At 65.0% G+C, this 18593-nt stretch carries 19 protein-coding genes; 15 read left to right on the top strand and 4 right to left on the bottom strand.

Going from position 1 to position 18593, the window contains the following annotated elements:
• Positions 1–220 precede the first annotated feature (220 nt).
• The 15 genes from C7H85_RS12405 (at position 221) to prmA (ending at position 13850) form a co-directional block, all read left to right on the top strand.
• A complete protein-coding gene (locus tag C7H85_RS12405) occupies positions 221–841 on the top strand; it encodes a molecular chaperone TorD family protein (protein ID WP_106730023.1) in 621 nt (206 codons plus the stop codon).
• The gene (locus tag C7H85_RS12400; RefSeq protein ID WP_425445072.1) at positions 838–1188 is read left to right on the top strand and encodes a DUF2956 domain-containing protein; all 351 of its coding nucleotides are present in this window, start codon (positions 838–840) and stop codon (positions 1186–1188) included. Before C7H85_RS12405 ends, C7H85_RS12400 begins: the two co-directional genes overlap by 4 nt.
• 17 nt (positions 1189–1205) lie before the next feature.
• Complete coding sequence (locus C7H85_RS12395; protein ID WP_106730021.1) at positions 1206–2174, top strand: amidoligase family protein; 969 nt, start codon at positions 1206–1208, stop codon at positions 2172–2174.
• Positions 2162–2851 (top strand): gamma-glutamyl-gamma-aminobutyrate hydrolase family protein, encoded by a 690-nt coding sequence (locus C7H85_RS12390; protein ID WP_106730020.1) that lies wholly within the window; start codon positions 2162–2164, stop codon positions 2849–2851. The genes C7H85_RS12395 and C7H85_RS12390 overlap by 13 nt, the downstream gene beginning before the upstream one ends.
• Positions 2844–3275 carry a YqaA family protein gene (locus C7H85_RS12385; protein WP_106730019.1) on the top strand — a complete coding sequence of 144 codons (432 nt, stop codon included), beginning with the start codon at positions 2844–2846 and terminating at the stop codon, positions 3273–3275. Before C7H85_RS12390 ends, C7H85_RS12385 begins: the two co-directional genes overlap by 8 nt.
• 72 nt (positions 3276–3347) lie before the next feature.
• The gene (locus C7H85_RS12380) at positions 3348–5138 is read left to right on the top strand and encodes a DUF294 nucleotidyltransferase-like domain-containing protein (RefSeq protein WP_106730018.1); all 1791 of its coding nucleotides are present in this window, start codon (positions 3348–3350) and stop codon (positions 5136–5138) included.
• Positions 5138–5746 carry a 3'-5' exonuclease gene (locus C7H85_RS12375; RefSeq protein WP_106730017.1) on the top strand — a complete coding sequence of 203 codons (609 nt, stop codon included), beginning with the start codon at positions 5138–5140 and terminating at the stop codon, positions 5744–5746. Before C7H85_RS12380 ends, C7H85_RS12375 begins: the two co-directional genes overlap by 1 nt.
• 182 nt (positions 5747–5928) lie before the next feature.
• Positions 5929–7878: an acetate--CoA ligase gene (gene acs / locus C7H85_RS12370; protein ID WP_106730016.1), complete on the top strand. Its 1950-nt coding sequence runs from the start codon at positions 5929–5931 to the stop codon at positions 7876–7878.
• Positions 7879–8152: 274 nt separating this feature from the next.
• A complete protein-coding gene (gene aroQ, locus C7H85_RS12365; protein ID WP_106730015.1) occupies positions 8153–8602 on the top strand; it encodes a type II 3-dehydroquinate dehydratase in 450 nt (149 codons plus the stop codon).
• A gap of 34 nt (positions 8603–8636) precedes the next feature.
• Positions 8637–9110 carry an acetyl-CoA carboxylase biotin carboxyl carrier protein gene (accB, locus tag C7H85_RS12360; protein ID WP_106730014.1) on the top strand — a complete coding sequence of 158 codons (474 nt, stop codon included), beginning with the start codon at positions 8637–8639 and terminating at the stop codon, positions 9108–9110.
• A 9-nt stretch (positions 9111–9119) separates the two neighbouring features.
• Positions 9120–10460: an acetyl-CoA carboxylase biotin carboxylase subunit gene (accC, locus tag C7H85_RS12355; protein ID WP_106730013.1), complete on the top strand. Its 1341-nt coding sequence runs from the start codon at positions 9120–9122 to the stop codon at positions 10458–10460.
• Positions 10461–10678: 218 nt separating this feature from the next.
• Positions 10679–11044 (top strand): RidA family protein, encoded by a 366-nt coding sequence (locus C7H85_RS12350; protein ID WP_106730012.1) that lies wholly within the window; start codon positions 10679–10681, stop codon positions 11042–11044.
• 110 nt (positions 11045–11154) lie between these two features.
• Positions 11155–11397, top strand: a complete 243-nt coding sequence (locus C7H85_RS12345; RefSeq protein WP_106730011.1) for a YhdT family protein — start codon at positions 11155–11157, stop codon at positions 11395–11397.
• Positions 11387–12841 carry a sodium/pantothenate symporter gene (panF, locus tag C7H85_RS12340; RefSeq protein ID WP_106730010.1) on the top strand — a complete coding sequence of 485 codons (1455 nt, stop codon included), beginning with the start codon at positions 11387–11389 and terminating at the stop codon, positions 12839–12841. The genes C7H85_RS12345 and panF overlap by 11 nt, the downstream gene beginning before the upstream one ends.
• Positions 12842–12974: 133 nt before the next feature.
• Entirely contained in the window at positions 12975–13850 is an 876-nt protein-coding gene (gene prmA / locus C7H85_RS12335) for a 50S ribosomal protein L11 methyltransferase (protein ID WP_106730009.1), read from the top strand.
• 150 nt (positions 13851–14000) lie between these two features.
• Here the strand turns inward: prmA and C7H85_RS12330 are convergent, their stop codons facing one another.
• Genes C7H85_RS12330 through C7H85_RS12315 form a run of 4 tightly spaced genes read right to left on the bottom strand, consistent with a single transcriptional unit; the run spans position 14001 to position 18533 of the window.
• Positions 14001–15110, bottom strand: a complete 1110-nt coding sequence (locus tag C7H85_RS12330; protein WP_106730008.1) for an ABC transporter permease — start codon at positions 15108–15110, stop codon at positions 14001–14003.
• The gene (locus tag C7H85_RS12325) at positions 15107–16207 is read right to left on the bottom strand and encodes an ABC transporter permease (protein WP_106730007.1); all 1101 of its coding nucleotides are present in this window, start codon (positions 16205–16207) and stop codon (positions 15107–15109) included. The genes C7H85_RS12330 and C7H85_RS12325 overlap by 4 nt, the downstream gene beginning before the upstream one ends.
• Positions 16207–17178, bottom strand: coding sequence for an HlyD family secretion protein (locus tag C7H85_RS12320; protein ID WP_106730006.1), 972 nt, complete (start codon positions 17176–17178; stop codon positions 16207–16209). The genes C7H85_RS12325 and C7H85_RS12320 overlap by 1 nt, the downstream gene beginning before the upstream one ends.
• A complete protein-coding gene (locus C7H85_RS12315; protein WP_106730194.1) occupies positions 17175–18533 on the bottom strand; it encodes a TolC family protein in 1359 nt (452 codons plus the stop codon). The genes C7H85_RS12320 and C7H85_RS12315 overlap by 4 nt, the downstream gene beginning before the upstream one ends.
• Positions 18534–18593: the final 60 nt, after the last annotated feature.

Below are 18593 nucleotides of genomic sequence, written 5' to 3'. Positions count from 1 at the left end.
CTAGCCCCGCGGCGCCGGTTATCAACACTTTTTTATCTTTATGTTGAAAAGTTCACAAAAAGTTGAATGTTGCATAACAAGTTGCTGATGGGCTCCTTACCAGCCGATACGGGGTAGATATAGCCATTAAACCAGATAGAATGGGCATTTTAGCCGTTCACCCGCGTCCGGCCATGCCGCCGGGACCGGATCCGGTACCCAAACAAATGTTGAGGGGATTATGCAAGACTTCAAAGTGACCTCCCACCGCCGGGCCGAACTCTACCACTGGTTCACCGCCCTCTTCGCCGCTCCCCTGAGCCAGAGCGAGATCAAGGAATTCGACAGCGACGACATGCATGCCTTCCTGGACAGCCTGGCGACCCTGGATCCCCTGAAAGACACGGCCGAAGCCTTCCGGCACCAAGCGGGACGGGTACAGCGGCTGAAACATCCCCACGCGGAGCTGCTGGCCCAGTACGGCCGGCTGTTCGGCCAGCCCTCGTTGCTGGATACCTCGGCCCTGGCCCAGCCGGAAGACGAGGCGCTGGTACTGATGTCGGTGCTGCTGCAACGCCACGGCACCCGGCTGGAAGACGACGATCCGCTCAATGCCTGCAACCAGCTGGACATGATGGCCACCCTGGCCCTGGCCGCCGCCGAAGCCGGCGACGAGTCCGTCCGCCAGGCGCTGCTGGACAACCAGCGCGAACTGGCCAACAACCTGCTGATCAGCTGGTTGCCCGCCTTCGCGGACGCCTGCCGCCAGCAGGACGAGTTCGGCTTCTATGCCGCCGCCGCCGGGCTGTTGCAGGCCATGTTCAGCATGGATCTGCATTACCTCAATAATGTGGCGGAATAATGCGTTACGATAAAAACAAGAAGGCCGAGGCCTCGCCGCAAACCCGGGACGAGGCCGAGCGCATCGCCCGTGCCACCCAGCGCCCCGGGCAGACCAAGGAGCAAACCCGGCTGATCGCCCAGGGCATTCAGAAAGGCATCGAGGAATACAAGAAGCAGCAGAAGGCCCGCGCCCGCGCCGCCGACAAGGCCAGAAAACAGCCGCCGCGCCAGCACGAGCAGGGGCCCGGGAAAGACGCCGACACCGGCTCGCCCGAGTCGTCACCGGCCGGGTCCCGCCTGCCCTGGTGGCTGCTGGGCCTGAGTTGGGCCGGCTTTGTCCTCTACTGGTGGCTGCACCGGCCATAACGAGACAGGAGCGAGGGATGACTATCGGCTTACCCGAACACCGCCATACCACCGAGGGCCGGGAGCGGCGCATCGGGGTGGAACTGGAGCTGACCGGCCTGCCCCTGCCGCGCCTGGCCGAGCTGGTGGCCGAGCTGTTCGGCGGCAGCCTGCACCCGCGTTCGGAATACGAGATAGAGATCGCGACCCGGCTCGGCACCTTCCGGGCCGAGCTGGATTTCGACTACCTCAAGCGCCTGGCCCGGGCCCAGGCCGACCAGCCACCGGGCGAGCTGGAACAGGCCGCCACCGAGTTGCTCGGCAGCCTGGCCCTGCAACTGGCGCCGCTGGAACTGGTCAGCCCGCCGCTGCCGCTGAGCGAGCTGGGCGAGCTCGACCAATTGTTCCGCCGACTGCAGGCCTGCGGCGCCAAAGGCACCCGCCACGCCCTGCATTACGCCTTCGGCTTGCACCTCAATCCCGAACTGCCGGACACCGGCGCCCCCACCCTGCTGCGCTACTTCAGGGCCTACCTGTGCCTGCACGACTGGCTGGCGCAGCGGGAAGACATCGTGGCGGCCCGCAAGCTCTCGCCCTATATCCGCAGCGTCAGCCAGGACTATTGCCGCCGGGTGATAAGCCCGGAATACCGGCCCGATCTCGCCGGCTTCACCGACGACTACCTGGCCGCCAACCCCAGCCGCAACAGGGCCATGGATTTGCTGCCGATGCTGGCCTGGCACGATGAGGCCAGGGTGCAGCGCCAGGTGCATGACGGCAAGGTCAACAAGCGGCCCACCCTGCATTACCGGCTGCCCAACTCCGACATCGACAATCCGGCCTGGTCGCTGCACCATGCCTGGGACGGCTGGCTGCAGGTGGAGTCCCTGGCCAACGACGAAGCCCGGCTGGCGCAGCTGTGCCGGGCCTATGCCGAGCATCTGGATCAGCTCACCCCGGACTTTATCGATCCCTGGAAACTCAAGGTCTTGCCATGGCTCCGCTGATCGGCGTCACCGGCCCCGACAGCCGCCTGCCCCTGGCCTGGTGGGCCAGCCGCTTCGCCATCCACCTGGCCGGCGGCCGGGCGGTCCGGCTGACCCCCGCCACCTTCAAATACCACAAGCGGGATCAGCTGCAGGGACTGATCATCGGTGGCGGCGACGATATCGACACCGGCCTGTACGGCATGGACACCGGCAGGGCGCCGGCGGATCCGGCCCGGGATGCCTTCGAAATCGAGTTGATCGAGCATGCCCTCGACACCCGGCTGCCGCTGCTCGGCATCTGTCGCGGCGCCCAGTTGATCAACGTGGTGCTGGGCGGCTCCCTGCACCCGGATATCCGCCCGTTGCGCCGGCATACCTCCAACCGCCGCACCCCCCTGCCACGCAAGACCGCCGTCGGTTGCGGCCAGGGCCGGCTGGACACCATCATTCGCCAGTCGCGCTGGCGCATCAACAGCCTGCACCACCAGGCGGTGGACAAGCTGGGGACGGGCCTGACGGTCGCGGCCCGGGATCTGGACAACTTCGTGCAGGCCATCGAGGCCACCGGCGACCACTATGTGCTGGGGGTGCAGTGGCACCCGGAATACCTGCCCTACCTCCACCACCAACGCGAGATCTTTCGAACCCTGGTGCGGCTGGCCCGCCAGGCCAGGCCGGAGCGACTCTATGCTTGATTACCTGATCGTCTTCGCCAGCAGCCTGCTCGCCGCCACCATCGCCCCCTTCTATTCCGAGGTGGTGCTGGCGGCGGTGCTCACCCGCCAGCCCGACGCCGCCGTGCTGTTGTGGGCCCTGGCCAGCGTCGGCAATACCCTGGGCTCGGTGGTCAACTGGTGGCTTGGCAAGTACCTGCTGCACTACCGGCACAAGCGCTGGTTTCCGGTGAACGACAACCAGCTGGATCGGGCCCAGCGCTGGTTCCAGCGGTTCGGGGTCTGGTCGCTGCTGCTGGCCTGGGCGCCGGTGGGCGGCGATGCGCTGACCTTTATCGCCGGCATCATGAAGGTGCGGCTGGCGCTGTTCGTGGTCCTGGTGTTCACCGGCAAGGCCTGCCGCTACCTGATCGTGATCTACTTCGCCGAGCAGTTGCTGCTGTAATACGACCAAAGTCGGCTGGCAACGCCGCTGGCGGCGGCGATACTCGGTCATACTTGGGCAAGGAGGCCGCCGATGCAGGATCAGTTCAATTTCGACCACCCGCCGTTCAACACCCTGAGCCCCGAGCAGCGCCAGGATGTGCTCGATCAGACCGATATCGCCTATTTCAGGCGGGGCGAGACCATCCTCAGGCCCGGTCAGCTGGTCGATGCACTCTACATCATCCTCAAGGGGGTGGTGGAAGAGCGCCACGCCGAGCGCAACGAAATCTACGCCCAGTACACCACCGACGATCTGTTCGACATCCGCGGCCAGTTCGACGGCGAATGCCGGCACGGCTACGTGGCGCTGGAGGAAACCCTGTGCTTCGTGCTGCCGACCCAGGCCTTCCTCACCCTGATGACCGACAACCCCGACTTCGCCGCCTGGTTCCAGCAGGATCTGCAGGGCCGCCAGCAGGTCGCCGGGCCGCAGAAGAACCTGTCGGAGTTCATCCTCACCCGCATCGACAACGGCAACATCCAGCCGGCCATGGTGATCGACGGCCAGACCTCTCTCTACCAGGCCACCCTGCTGCTCAAGAGCCACCACCTGGAATCGCTCATCGTCACCCACGATGGCAGCTTCGGTATGCTCACCGGCACCGATTTGCTCTACGGCGCCGTGCTGGAGGAAAGGCCCGGCACCGAGCCGGTGCACCGGCTCGCCAGTTTCAACCTGATTTCGGTGCAGAAGGGCGACTTCCTGTTCAACGCCCTGATGCTGATGATCCGCCACCGGATAGAGCGGGTGGCGGTCAAGGAGCAGGAGCAACTGGTGGGCATCCTGGAGATGACCCAACTGCTCAGCCAGTTCTCCACCCATTCCCACGTGCTGGGGCTGCGCATCCTGCGGGCCGAGACCATCGACGAGCTGGCCGAGGCCGCCGCTACCCTGACCATGCTGGTGGAAAACCTGCACAACAACGGGGTGCGCCTGCCCTTCATCATGAAACTGCTGGCCAGCCTCAACGAACAACTGATGCGCAAGGCCTTCGAATTCGCCTTTCCGGCCCGCTACCACCAGCGGCTGGCGCTGATGGTGCTGGGCAGCGAGGGCCGGGGCGAGCAGATCCTGAAGACCGACCAGGACAACGCCCTGGTGCTGGAAGAGGGGCTGACGGAAACCGAGATCCGCCCCTACGCCGCCCAGTTCAGCCGCCATCTGGAGCGGCTCGGCTATCCGCCCTGCCCGGGCAAGGTGATGGTCAACAACCCGGAGTGGGCCCGCGACATCGGCGCCTGGCAGCGGCAGATCGAACAGTGGGTGCACCAGAACAGTCCGCACAGCCATATGCAGCTGGCCATTCTCAGCGAGCCGCACTTTATCGCCGGCCGCGAGTCCCTGGTGCGCCAGTTGCAGCGGCAGCTGCTGGAGGCGGTGCAGGGCCGGGAGCTGCTGCTGAGCGAATTCGCCGCCCAGGCATTGCGCTTCCACACACCGCTGACGTTTTTCGGCGACATCAAGCACTCGGAGCAGGGGCTGGACATCAAGCGCGGCGGCATCTTTCCCATCGTGCAGGGGGTGCGCGCCCTGGCCCTGGAGCAGGGACTCACCGACACCGGCACCCTGGAGCGAGTCCGCCTGCTGACCGAGCGGCACATCTTCGAGCCGGACTTTGCCGACAACCTGAGCGCCGCCCTCATCCTGTTCTGGCAGTTGCGGCTGGAGCGGCAGCTGGCCCGGGGCGGCGACGGCCTGAACCAGCGCATCGATCCGGCGGCCCTGCCCCGCCATCACCGGGATCTGCTGCGCCATGCCCTGCACGTGGTGAAGAAGTTCAAGCAACGGCTGGAAATCCATTTCCAGATCAGGATCCTCTGATGCTGCCCTTCAAGCGCCTGTGGCTGGCCCGCAAGTTCGCCGACAGTCCCTGGCGGCACCTGTTCGAGCCCTACCGGGGGGACGAGCTGATCGCCATCGACACCGAAACCACCGGCCTGGATCCCCGCCAGGCGGACGTGCTCAGCATCGCCGCCGTGCCCATCAGGGGCAACCGCGTGCTCACCAGCCAGCGGCTGGAGCTGACCCTGGCCGCCAGCCCCAAGCTCACCGGCGACAGCATCCGCATCCACGGCCTGCGCCACCAGGATCTGCAGCAGGGCCTGTCGCCGGACAAGGCCCTGCCACAACTGCTGGGCTTTATCCAGAACCGGCCCCTGCTCGGCTACCATGTGCTGTTCGATATCGCCATCCTGAGTCGCCTGACCAGGGAGCACCTCGGCTTCGAGCTGCCCAATCGCCATGTCGAGCTGGCCCACCTCTACCGCCGGCGCCAACTGATGCAGCACCCGGAACTCGAGCCCGACCTGGGCTTCGAACACATGGCCCAAGAGCTCGGCGTACCGCTGCTGGCCCGCCACAGCGCCTTCGGCGATGCCCTGACCACGGCGCTGATGTTCCTGACGCTGCGCCAGAGGGGCGCGGCCTGATCCCGAGGGACTCCGGGCTGGATTGTCGACAACAAGGCCGTATACTGGGGTAAACAAAGCATCAACAAATCACTGCCAGCTTGTGATGAAGGTGTTGCACTGCTAGCCGAAAGTCTAATTGAGCCAGGCGACCATCTGCGTCACCTTGTTAACCAATGGTTATTGCACCAAGGAGCGGAATAATGAGTGAAGTAAAGGTTCATCCGGTTAAGGCCCATATCGCCCAGAACGCCCTGCTGGACGACACCGGTTACCAGGCCATGTATCGCCAGTCCATCGACAATCCCGATGCATTCTGGGGCGAACAAGGCAAGCAAATAGACTGGATCAAGCCCTACACCAAGGTCAAGAACACTTCCTACGACCCCGGCCATATCAGCATCAAGTGGTTCGAAGACGGCACCCTCAACCTGTCCGCCAACTGCATCGACCGCCACCTGGCCACCCGGGCCGACGAAACGGCCATCATCTGGGAAGGCGACAGCCCCGACGAGGACAAGAAGGTCAGCTACCGCGAGCTGCACGAACAGGTGTGCCGCTTCGCCAACGTACTGAAAGCCCAGGGCGTGGCCAAGGGTGACGTGGTCGGCATTTACATGCCGATGGTGGTGGAAGCCGCCGTGGCCATGCTGGCCTGCGCCCGCATCGGCGCCGTGCACTCGGTGGTGTTCGGCGGTTTCTCCCCCGACGCCCTGGCCAGCCGCATCATCGACTCCAGGACCAAGGTAGTGATCACCGCCGACGAAGGTCTGCGTGGCGGTCGCCGGGTGGCGCTCAAGGCCAATGTCGATGCGGCCCTCGCCAACCCCAGGGTGGACAGCGTCGAGAAGGTGATCGTCTATCGCCGCACTGGCGGCGATATCGCCTGGCACGAGCAGCGGGATCTCTGGTGGCATGAAGCCGCCGCCAGCGCCAGTGCCGACTGCCCGCCGGCGGAGATGAACGCCGAAGATCCGTTGTTCATCCTCTATACCTCCGGCTCCACCGGCACCCCCAAGGGTGTGCTGCACACCACCGGCGGCTACCTGGTGTACGCGGCCATGACCTTCAAGTACGTGTTTGATTACCACGACGGCGACATCTACTGGTGCACCGCCGACGTGGGCTGGATCACCGGCCACAGCTACCTGCTCTACGGTCCCCTGGCCAACGGCGCCACCACCCTGCTGTTCGAGGGCGTACCCAACTACCCCAAGACCAACCGCATGGCGCAAATCGTCGACAAGCACCAGGTCAACATCCTCTACACCGCCCCCACCGCCATCCGCGCCTTCATGGCCAAGGGCGATGAAGCGGTGGAAGGCACCAGCCGTTCCAGCCTGCGCATCATGGGATCGGTGGGCGAGCCCATCAACCCGGAGGCCTGGGAGTGGTACTACCGGGTGATCGGCGACGAACGTTGCCCCATCGTCGACACCTGGTGGCAGACCGAGACCGGCGGCATCCTGATCACCCCGCTGCCCGGCGCCACCGATCTCAAGCCCGGCTCCGCCACCCGTCCCTTCTTCGGGGTACAGCCGGCGCTGGTGGATGGCGAAGGCAAGGTGCTGGAAGGGGCCACCGACGGCAACCTGGTGATCCTGGATTCCTGGCCGGGGCAGATGCGCACCGTGTTCGGCGATCACGACCGTTTCGAACAGACCTACTTCTCCACCTTCCCCGGTACCTACTTCACCGGTGACGGCGCCCGTCGCGACGAGGACGGCTACTACTGGATCACCGGCCGGGTGGACGACGTGCTCAACGTGTCCGGCCACCGCATGGGTACCGCCGAAATAGAATCGGCGCTGGTGGCTCACCCCAAGATCGCCGAGGCCGCCGTGGTCGGCGTGCCCCACGAGATCAAGGGCCAGGGCATCTACGCCTACGTCACCCTCAACGCCGGCGAAGTGCCCTCCGCCGAGCTGCACAAGGAGGTGAAGGACTGGGTGCGCAAGGAAATCGGCCCCATCGCCACCCCGGACGTGATCCACTGGGCCGAAGGCCTGCCCAAGACCCGCTCCGGCAAGATCATGCGCCGCATCCTGCGCAAGATCGCCACCGGCGAAACCGACTCCCTGGGCGATACCTCCACCCTGGCGGATCCGGCGGTGGTCGACCGGCTGATCGAAGAACGCAGCCGAGTCGCCTGAGCCGAGACTTCCCAATCCACGCCGCCTTCGGGCGGCGTTGTTGTTTCTGTGTTGACCAACGGACAAAAGCTGACCAAAAACGCCTGCCTTCCCCCGCTCTCCTGCACTTTATCAGGTGATTAGACCAGTAAATTGCTGCCAATTTTCACGAAATCACTATAATTGGGCGCACTGAGCCAAATGGCGCGATTTTGTTTGCCCAACAGGGCCAAAACCGGCTAGGCTCCATGTTGCCCGATGTGTACACCGCAAGATTGACGAGGATTGCTGCATAATGGCCGAGAAACACCGAATTCTGCTGCTCAACGGACCCAACCTCAACCTGCTGGGCCAGCGTGAACCGGGCATCTACGGCCAGGACAGTCTGAACGATATCGTCTGCCGGCTGACCACCCAGGCTGCCGCCCGCGATATCGCGCTCAGCCATCTGCAATCCAACGCGGAACATCTGTTGATCGATGCCATCCACCAGGCCGGTGGCCGGCAGGATTTCATTATTATCAATCCCGCCGCCTTTACCCACACCAGTGTGGCCATTCGCGACGCCCTCCTGGGGGTGAAGATCCCCTTCATCGAGGTGCATCTGTCGAATGTGCACGCCCGCGAGCCCTTCCGGCACCATTCCTACCTGTCCGACAAGGCGGTGGGGGTGATCTGCGGCCTGGGCGCCGATGGCTATGAATTTGCCCTTGAAGCGGCGGCCCGTTACCTGGCCCGTCGTTAATCCAGCACAGCACCAACATAAAAAGAGAACGCTCATGGATATTCGTAAAATCAAGAAACTGATCGAACTGGTTGAAGAGTCCGGCATCGCCGAGCTGGAAATTTCCGAAGGGGAAGAGTCCGTTCGCATCAGCCGTTACGGTGCCCCGGCACCGGCCATGGCCGTACCCCAGTATCATATGCAGGCCGCCCCGGCCCCGGTCGCCGCTCCTGCCGGTAATCCCGGTAATCCCGGCAGCGCCGCCCCGGCCGAGGTCGCCGCCCCGGAAATGAGCGGCCACGTGATGCGCTCCCCGATGGTCGGTACCTTCTACCGCGCCTCCAGCCCGGGAGCCAAGAACTTCGCCGAAGAGGGCCAGAGCGTCAAGGCCGGCGACACCCTGTGCATCGTTGAAGCCATGAAGATGATGAACCAGATCGAAGCCGACAAGTCCGGCGTGATCAAGGCCATTCTGGTCGACAACGGCCAGCCGGTCGAATTTGACGAGCCCCTGTTCATCATCGAATAAGGAATTCCCATGCTGGATAAAGTAGTCATCGCCAACCGCGGTGAAATCGCACTTAGGATCCTGCGCGCCTGCAAGGAGCTGGGGATCAAGACGGTGGCGGTGCATTCCACCGCGGACCGTGAACTCAAGCATGTGCTGCTGGCCGACGAGTCCATCTGTATCGGTGGCAATCAGGCCAGCCAGTCATACCTGAATGTTCCCTCCATCATCGCCGCCGCCGAAGTGACCGACGCCGTGGCCATTCACCCGGGTTACGGCTTTCTGGCGGAAAACGCCGACTTCGCCGACCAGGTGGAAAAGTCCGGCTTTATCTTTATCGGCCCGCGCGCCGCGACTATCCGCCTGATGGGTGACAAGGTATCCGCCATCGAAGCCATGAAGAAGGCGGGCGTGCCCTGTGTACCCGGCTCCGACGGCCCCATCGGCGGTGATGCCAAGAAGAACGCCACCATCGCCAAGCGCATCGGCTATCCGGTGATCATCAAGGCCGCCGGCGGCGGCGGCGGTCGCGGCATGCGGGTGGTGCGCGCCGAAAGCGAGCTGGAAAAAGCCATCGCCATGACCAAGGCCGAGGCCGGTGCCGCCTTCGGCAACGACATGGTGTACATGGAAAAGTACCTGGAGAACCCGCGCCATATCGAGATCCAGGTGCTGGCCGACGGCCAGGGCAGCGCCATCCACCTGGGCGAGCGCGACTGCTCCATGCAGCGCCGTCACCAGAAGGTGGTGGAAGAGGCCCCGGCCCCGGGCATTACCGCCGAGATGCGCAAGTTCATCGGCGAGCGCTGCTGCCGGGCCTGCGTGGACATCGGCTACCGCGGTGCCGGTACCTTCGAGTTCCTGTACGAGAACGGCGAGTTCTATTTCATCGAGATGAACACCCGTATCCAGGTAGAGCACCCGGTGACCGAGATGATCACCAGCGTGGATCTGATCAAGGAGCAGTTGCGCATCGCCGCCGGCCAGCCCCTGTCGATCACCCAGGAGCAGGTGGTGATCCGCGGCCATGCTATCGAGTGCCGGATCAATGCCGAAGACCCGAAAAGTTTTATCCCGAGCCCGGGTGAAATCACGCGCTTCCACTCACCGGGTGGCCTGGGCGTACGCTGGGATTCACACATCTATGCCGGCTACAAGGTACCGCCCTATTACGACTCCATGATCGGCAAGCTGATCTGCTACGGCGAAAATCGCGATATCGCCATCGCCCGCATGAAGCATGCCCTCAACGAGCTGGTGATCGAAGGTATCAAGACCAATATCCCGCTGCACAAAGAGATCATGAGCGATGAAAACTTCCGCAACGGCGGAACCAACATCCACTATCTCGAAAAGAAGCTGGGTCTGTAAGCCAAGAAGCCTTAAGGCTCTCGCCGACGGCGCCGCAAGGCGCCGTTGTTGTTTTCCGTAGGTCGAATTTATTTGACCGCGTCAGGCATGGCCCAGCCCGCAGCCATCTTCGGTCCAATAAATTGGACCTTACAGACTCCCTGCGCCCGGCTGCCTTTTCCTGGCTCTTCCTTTCCCGCTAGAATATCCAGCCGAAGCCCACCCGAAAGAGTCATATCATGAAGATTCATCGCATCAATCCGACCCGACGCTGGTCCGACATTACCGTGTTCAACGGCATCGCCCATTTCGTCGAGGTGCCGGAAGGCGACCTCGGCGCCGATATCCGGGGGCAGACCGCCCAGGTACTGGCCCAGGCGGAACTGGCCCTGGCCAAAATCAACAGCGACAAGTCCCGCTTGCTGTCGGTGACCATCTACCTCACCGACTTCGCCAACCTGGCCGCCTTCAACGAAGTGTGGGACGCCTGGTTCGCCGAAGGCACCGCCCCCAGCCGCGCCTGTGTCAAGGCGGAACTGGCCAACCCCGGCTACCTGGTAGAAATCGCCTTCGTCGCCGCGGCGGGAGAAGGCTTTCTCGACTGAGACTCCGGCCAGATGACAGCAGCGGCCGCGAACAAAGTGCGGCCGCCCCCTCTTGTTGATCCCGCAAACACCGGGCTGCTATCCTTCGCCCCCTGCAAAGGGGACCCCAAATGACCAAACTCGTCCATATCGCCCGCCGGGAAGCGGTGCTCAGCGTGGCGCTGGCCTTGCTGTACCTGGCCGGCTGGGCCGCCACCGCCTACCTGGTGCCGCCCGGACTCACCCTGGCCGGCTGGCCGCTGTGGTTTGTGCTGAGCTGCCTGTTCAATCCGCTGCTGTTCGTGCTGCTGTGCATCCTGATGGTACGTCGCGGGTTCCAGCCCGTCGAGCTGGGAGAACACCATGAACCCTGAGTTGCTGATCCCGCTGGTCATTTATCTCGCCGCCATGCTGGGCCTGGGATTCTGGCTCGGCCGTCGTCCGCTGGAAGGCAGCTTCGTGCAGGACTACTTCCTGGGCAACAGATCCATGGGCGGCTTCGTACTGGCCATGACCATGGTGGCGACCTATGCCTCCGCCTCCTCCTTTATCGGCGGGCCGGGCGCCGCCTACCGGCTGGGCCTGGGCTGGGTACTGCTGGCGATGATCCAGGTGCCGACGGTCTGGCTCACCCTGGGGGTATTGGGCAAGCAGTTCGCCCATATTGCCCGCCGGGTCGATGCCCTGACCATCAACGATATGCTGTTCGCCCGCTACCGGAGCCCGCTGGTGGTGGTGCTGGCGGGGTTGGGCCTGCTCGCCGCCTTCGTCGCCACCATGGTGGTGCAGTTTATCGGCGGCGCCCGGCTGCTGGAAACCGTGACCGGGCTGCCCTACGAGGGCGGCCTGATGCTGTTCGCCAGCTCGGTGCTGCTCTACACCCTGTTCGGCGGTTTTCGCGCCGTGGTGATCACCGATGCGGTCCAGGGGGTGCTGATGCTGCTCGGCACCCTGGTGCTGCTGGCCGGGGTGCTGCACGCCGGGGGCGGCGCGGCGGCCATGTTCACAGAGCTGGCGGCCATCGATCCGGGCCTGGTCCGACCCCAGGGACCGGACGGGTTTCTGACCATGAGCTTGATGCTGTCGTTCTGGGTACTGGTGTGTTTCGGGGTGATCGGCCTGCCCCATTCGGCGGTGCGTTGCCTGGCCTACAAGGACAGTGCGGCCATGCACAAGGGCATCATCATCGGCACCCTGGTGGGCGCCGTACTGATGTTCGGTATGCATTTCGCCGGAGCCCTGGGCCGGGTGCTGGTGCCCGAGCTGACCGTGCCCGACAAGGTCATGCCCACCCTGATGCTGGCGGTGCTGCCGCCGCTGGTGGCCGGGCTCTTCCTCGCCGGTCCCATGGCCGCCATCATGTCGACCATCGACTCCCAGCTGATCCAGGCGTCGGCCACCCTGGTAAAGGATCTCTACCTCAACTATCTGTGCCGTACCCCGCCCAGGCCCATCGCCATCAAGCGCGCCAGCCGGCTGGTGACCCTGGCGCTGGGCCTGGCCGTACTGTGGGCTGCCCTGAGGCCGCCGGAGATGATCATCTGGCTCAACCTGATGGCGTTCGGGGCGCTGCAGGCCATCTTCTTCTGGCCGCTGGTGCTGGGGCTGTACTGGTGGCGCGGCAACGCCATCGGGGCACTGGCCTCGATGGTCACCGGTGCCCTGAGCTATGGCCTGCTGCTGCATTTCGGCATCAAGCCCCTGGGGCTGCACGCCATAGTGCCGAGCCTGACCCTTTCCGGCCTGGCCTATGTACTGGGTTCATTGCTGAGCCCGCCGCCGCCGTCCGGGGTGCGCGAGCTGTTCGGAAACGCCTGAAAAAAACACCCCGACCGCATCAGCGGCCGGGGCAGAATCCAACCCGATTCTCAAGGTAAGGTCTGCCTGCCGACAGGACAGCAGGCCACACCGATGGTAGAATCGCCCCTTTACAGCATCATGAAGCCACGCCATGCCCTGGATACAAATTCGCATTAACGCCACCGAAAAGACCGCCGACAAGGTCAGCAACATGCTGATGGGACGCGGCGCCCAGGCCGTCACCTACATGGACGCCGAAGACAAGCCGGTGTTCGAGCCCCTGCCCGGTGAAACCCTGCTGTGGGACGATACCGTGGTGATCGGCCTGTTCGATGCCGAGACCGACCCGGCCCCGGTGATCGACTTTATGCGCAAGTTCTATCGCAAGGATCTGGTGTACAAGGTCGAGCAGCTGGAAGACAAGGACTGGGTACGCGAGTGGATGGACAGCTTCCACCCCATGCTGTTCGGCCGGCGGCTGTGGATCTGCCCGAGCTGGCGCGAGGTGCCGGACTCCTCCGCAGTCAACGTCATGCTGGATCCGGGCCTGGCCTTCGGCACCGGCACCCACCCCACCACCGCCCTGTGCCTGGAGTGGCTGGACGGCCAGGATCTCAAGGGCAAGACGGTGATCGACTTCGGCTGCGGCTCCGGCATACTGGCGCTGGCGGCGCTCAAGCTCGGCGCCAAAGAGGTGATCGGCATCGACATCGATCCCCAGGCGCTGCAGGCCAGCCGGGACAACGCCGAGCGCAACGGCGTGGCCGAGCGGCTGCGCGTCTACCTGCCCCAGGATCAACCCGAAGGGCTGCAGGCCGACGTGGTGGTGGCCAATATCCTGGCGGGGCCGCTCAAGGAGCTGTCGCCGCTGATCAGCTCGCTGGTCCGGCCCGGCGGCCAGCTGGCCCTCTCCGGCATATTGGAAACCCAGGCCGAAGGCCTGAACCAGGTGTACCAGCAGTGGTTCGCCATGGAGACACCGGTATTCCGGGAAGAGTGGGCCCGGCTCGGCGGCAGCAAGCGCTGAGTCAACGCCCATTCCCCGCCGGCATCCTTGTTTAATAATGGTCCCCCCGCGAAGGCGGGAGTCTAAAGCGTGTCGAATGAAACCCAAAGCAGTTTGACACCGTTCGGTCTCTTGCGGATGCCCGCCTTGGCGGATGCTGGCCATGGCCAATCAGCTATCCACCAGCCGCCGCTCCCGCCACCCCAAGGTCCAGTGCCATCCCCCCAGCACCGCCGCCTGGGCCCAGAGGGCGCTCCAGTAGGGCAGCACCTGGGCGAAGTCCGCCCCCATCTGGTTCAACCTGAGCATGCCCTTGATGCCCTGGGTGCTGGGCACCAGTTGGGCCAGCGCATCGAGCCAGGGCGGCAGCGCCTCCACCGGCCAGATAAAACCGGCCACGAACACCAGCGGCAAGGAGCTCAGCAGCACCAGCAGGGTGACCCGCTCCCGCCGCCGGGCCAGCCGGCCGAGCAAACAGCCGAGCAGGGCGGTGGCGATAAAGAAGGGCAGCAGAAACAGCAGTAGTTCCAGCGGCCGGCCCTGACGCGGCACCTGGTAGTGTTCGAAAGGCCAGCCGAAATAATAGAGGCTGAACAACAGATAAATAACGGTCAGCAGCCCCACCCGAGCCGCCAGGTCTCCTTTCCGCCCCCCGGGCACGCTGAGCAGGCCGGCACCGATCAGCAGGGTCTGATGCAGGATCAGCAGGAACACCGCCGGTATAACATAGCCCAGATAGCCCTGGCCCGGATTGAACAAGGGTCTGGCCTGCAGCAGGAAGGGACTATGCCGCTCGGCCGCGGCCGTCAGCGGCAGGCCGTTGGCGGAGAGACGAGAGACTTTTATCTCGGCGCCCAGGGTGGCGCTCGCCCCCACCAGGCCCTCGACCAGGGCGCCGTAGATCAGGAAGTAGCCGTTGTTGGCGGCGATGCCCACCGTCACCGGCCGGCCCAACAACAGATCCCGATGAAAGCCGTCGGGGATCAGCAAGATACCGAAGGCCCTCTCGCCAACCAGCCAGGTCCGGGCCTCGGCCAGGGTCGCCGCCTGGCCTGCCAGCCTGACCCTGGGGCTGGCATCGGCCATAAAGGCCAGCCGGCGCGAAGCCTGGGTGACGTCTTCATCCACCAGCACCAGCGGCACCTGGCTCACCTGCTGGCGCAGATAGGGGGTGGGATAAAGAAAGGAATAGAAGAGCACGCCGCCGAACACCGTCAGCAGCACCGTCTTGTCGGCCCCCAGCCGGGCCAGCTCCGCCCTTATCGCCAGCCACAAAGTCATGCCGGCCTCCGGGCGAGTTTAAACCGGATCAGCCCCAGCAGCGCCAGGTAGCACAGCAAGGGCCAGAGCCGCCCCAAAACCGCACCCCAGCCTTCGCCGTAATAAAGCTGGCCGGTCTGCAATTCCACATAGTGGCTGGCGGGCAGCAGCAGACGCCAGAACTGGGCGAAGCCGCTCATGTCGGTGGCGGGAAAGCTGACCCCGAGAAAGGCGAAGGAAGGCGCGGTCAGCGCCGCCGCCAGACTCAGCCCCCGGGTGGGGTCGAAGCTCAGCACATAGAGGGCGAAACCGAGCAGGCTACCGGCGCCGCTCATGGCGGCCAGCCCCAGCAGTAGCGGCAGCAGGCCGCCCTGCAACGGCCAGCCCCAGAGCCCGAACATCAGCGCCAGCATCAGGGTGCCGTAGAGCAGACCATAGCCGGTATAGCTCAACCACAGCCATCCCAGCCCGGGGCCGTCCACCCCAGGGCCGTTTCCGGCTTGCCGGTATCGACGGTCCAGGCCCAGCAGGGCGGCGGCCACCACCAGGATCTGCAACAGGGCGGGCAGGGCCGCGCTCAACAGGAAGCGGCGGTAATCGCTGTTGCTGTTATAGAGCGCCGTGAGCTGGGGCCGGATCGGCTGGGCCTGGCCCAGGGCCGAAGCGGCCACCGGGCGCACCGCCAGCGCCTGCAGGGTGCCGAGCTCGGCGTTGAGCTGGCCGCTCAGTTGGGTCAGAGCGCTGTTCACCTGCTTGCCCACCAGCATGAACTGGCCGTTGTATACCGCCTCCAGTTTGGGCTGGCGCTGCCGCCACACCTCCACCTCGAAGCCGGGCGGCACCAGCACCACCCCATAGATGCTGCCGGCGCGCAGGGCGCGGTAGGCTTTTTGCTCATCGGGATAAGGGATCGGTGACAGGGTCGGGCTCGCCGCCAGATAGCGGCCCAGGGTGCGGGACAGGCTGGAGCCGTCCTTGTCCACCAGCGCCACCGGCAGGCCCCGGGCCTGGCCCTGGCCGAACAGGGCGCCCAGCAGCAGGAAGAGGACGAGGGGGCCGAACAGCAACAGGGCCCGCTGCCAGGGATCCCGCCATAACGCCTGCCATTCCCGCAGCATCAGAGTTCGACCACCAGGCTCATGCCGGCACGCAGCCCCGCGATGGGCGCCCTGGGCCTGGCTTCCAGCTCGAAGCTGCGCAGATCGAAGCCCTGGCCCGCATCGGTGGCGCGCCAGGTGGCGAAGTCGCCCATCACCCCGATATGGCTGACCACGAAGGGAAAGCGCTCATCCAGCGCAGGAATGTAAACTTCGATCTCCTCGCCCATGGGCAGCCGGGACAGCAGGTCTTCCCGCACATGGAACAGGGCCCAGGCGTCATCCATGTCGGTCAGCATCACCACCGGAAAGCCCTGGGGTGCCAGCTCGCCCGCCTGCAGCAGCACCTTGGTGACCTCGCCCCGGTGCGGGCTCGGCACCCGGGTTTCCCCGGTGTAGGCGCTCACTTCGGCAACGGCGCCCTCGGCCCATGCCAACTGGCTTCGGGCGGTACGGATCTGCTCCTCCCGCGCGCCCTCCTCCGTCATCTCGAACTGCTGGTAGGCGGCGCTGGCGGCCAGCCGGGCCGACTGCCAGCGGGTATGGGCCTCGTCCCGCTGCTGCAGCGGCACCACCCCCTCGTCGTACAGGCTCTGGATACGCAGGTAGGTCTTGTGGTGGAGCTGCTCCGCCGCCCGCGCCTGCTGCCACTGATCCCGGGCCGCCTGTACCTGCTGGCGGCGGGCGCCGCGCTCGGCCTCGTCGGCCTGGGCCCGGGCCGCGTCCCGCCCCGCCTCGGCCTGCATCAGCCGGGCCTCCAGCTCGGGGCTGGCCAGGGTAAAGACCGGCTCGCCCCGCTCCAGGCGATCGCCCTTGCGCACCAGTATGCTGTCGATACGGCCGCCGATCTTGCTCGACACCTGATACTGCTGGGCTTCCAGCTGGCCCTGGATACGCAGCGGTGCCGGCTGGTAGGCCAGATAGAAATGCCACGCCAGCCAGAGAACCAGGCCGGCTACCATGACCAAAAGAGCGATCTTTGCTTTATTCATCGATTACCTTGCACGGCGGCTTGCTGTTGATATTGAGTAAACGTATCGGGCTGCCCGGAAACCGCCAGCAGCCGGGCCAGGGACACCACGTACTGATAGGCGGAGGCCTGCTGCTGGGTGCGGGCTCCGGCCAGCCGTACCTCGGCATCGGTCACTTCCAGGCTGGTGGACAGCCCCTGAGTGAAAGCGTGCTGGCGCAGGCGCAGGTTTTCTTCGGCCAGAACCAGGGTGGTGGCCAGCGCCCGGTACTGCTCTTGCGCCTGCCGGGCCTGGCGCCAGATCTGCTCCACCAGCAGGCCCAGATCCTGTCGGGTCTGGGCGACGAGGTGGCGCACCTGCAGCTCGGCGCTGCGGGCCGCCTGCACCAGGCTGCCACGGCCGTTCCTGTCCATCAGCGACACCTTGACCCCCAGGCCCACCACCCAGTCAGGGCTTATCTGGGCGCTAATGGAGTCCCGCTCGTGCAACGAATAGTTGCCGAAGGCGAACACCTCCGGGTAGTAACGCCCCTGCTCGGCCCGGATGGCGCCGTCCGCCTGCTCCAGCTTGGCCGCCAGCACCCTGATCGCCGGATGGCTGGCTTCCATTTTCAGCATGAACTCATCAAGCGCGGCCAGTCCCGAGCCCACGAACAGCGGGTTGGCCGGGGAGGCGCCCGGATCGCCGACCAGATCACGCAACGCCAGTTCGGCCAGCTCCAGGTTGCGACGGGCGTTGTCGGCCTTGACCCGGGCATTCTGGTAGGCGGCCTGCGCCGACAGCCGCTCGATACGGGCCACCTGCCCCCGTTGCTCCAGCTTGAACGCATGTTCATGATGGCGAGCCAGGCTGTCACGGCTCTGCTCCCGGGTGGCCAGCAGCTCCCGCGCCAGCACCACGGTGAAGTAGCGCTCGGCCAGGGTTTCGAACAAGGCCTGCTCTCTCAGCCGCAGCTGCGCTTGCGCCTCGTCCAGCTGAGCGGCGCGGATATCCTGGGCGGCGGTGATGCGGCCGCCGGTAAACAGCGGCCACAGGGCAGTGACCGAAGCCCGCACCAGGTTCTGCTCCACCAGCGGCAGGGTCAGTCCCGAAATGCCTTGGGCGACCTGCTGGATAATGGCATCGAGGCCGTGCTCCCCGGTCGTCACCCGGCCGAGGTTGAGATCCGAGCCTTTCAGCTCGATTTCACGCTCGAGATGAACATAGCTGGCCCCCAGATCCAGCTGTGGCAGAAACAACGCCCGCGCCGCCTGCCGCCGGGCCTCGGCCTGGTCCACGTTAGCCCGTTCGGCGGCCAACCCCTGATGCCGGGCCTGCAACTGACGCCAGGCGGCCTCGAAGGACAAAGGGGTGGCGTATGAGGCCGACGCCAGCATCCAGAACCAAAGCAACAGGCCGAATCGGATAAAAAACATAACAAGAACAGTCAGCTAGAA

This window comes from Zobellella endophytica (genome assembly GCF_003012775.1).
Lineage (GTDB): Bacteria > Pseudomonadota > Gammaproteobacteria > Enterobacterales > Aeromonadaceae > Oceanimonas > Oceanimonas endophytica.
The sequence above is the reverse complement of the archived record's forward strand: the minus strand, read 5'-3'. Positions and strand labels throughout refer to the sequence as shown.